Source organism: Bacillus sp. 05T22 (assembly GCF_056396765.1).
Window position 1 is genome coordinate 1 of sequence record NZ_JBFTMC010000254.1, and the last position, 956, is coordinate 956.

Here is a 956-nt window from a genome sequence, read left to right on the forward strand (position 1 = left end):
GAATTATCTTCATTAGAACTGTATGTTCGTGATACGGACTCAATGCCTTTATTACTAAAGGCTTACGGTGTTCTTATATATTATCATGCTCGAAACAATAACTTATCATATGTAGCACGACTTGTCGATCAAGCTTCACAAGTGATTCCGAATTCAGTAGCAACACAAGATATGGACGATTATACATATTATTTAATGGCTAGAGGGCTATATTTTTCTAATAAACAAGATTATGTTGTAGCATATGAAATTTACAAGAAGCTCGAAAGTATGCTTGGCCCTAAAGAAATAAAGCAACACGCTCATATATATTATAACTTAAGTCTAACGAGCCAAAGTTTATTTAAAGATATAAGCATAAGTCGTTTGTATGCAAAAAAAGCCTATAAATTGTATAAGAAATTTAATGATGAACAACAAAAAATATATGTGTTAATCATTTTTGCGATGCAATATAACATGGATAAACTACCTGAGCAAGCACTTGAATCCTTAAAACAGGCCGAAATGGAAGCAAAGACTAGTAACAATCCTTTGAATTCATGTTTGATTACATATAATTATGGGAAAATCTATCAAGGTTTAAAAGAATATACCAAAGCAATTAAATATTATGAAAAAAATTTAGAGCTCGCCACTTTTCTCCCACAAAATGCCGATAGAATATACATATTACGAAATTTAATAGAGATTTATATAGAACTAAAAGACTGGACAACTGTTAATCGGCTTATGGAAGATACATTTGATATTTTATCTATTTGTGATGTACCTTACGCACATGTTCAACTCTATGGATTTAAAGCTCAAATATCCAAATTACGGGGGAATTATGATAGTTTTGAAAAAAATATGGGAAAAGCAATTGAAATGGGACTAGAAAAAAGGCAATATCCTTTAGTTCGAGAGTTTGCCCTTGAACTAGGAAAGTATTTTTATAATAATCGAGCGTATAA

1 protein-coding gene is annotated in these 956 nt (G+C 30.8%); it reads left to right on the forward strand.

Annotated features, from left to right (window positions below; genetic code table 11):
• Nucleotides 1-956, forward strand: a 956-nt coding sequence (locus AC1DIT_RS28200) for a tetratricopeptide repeat protein (RefSeq protein ID WP_476998609.1), incomplete at both ends; no start/stop codon positions are given.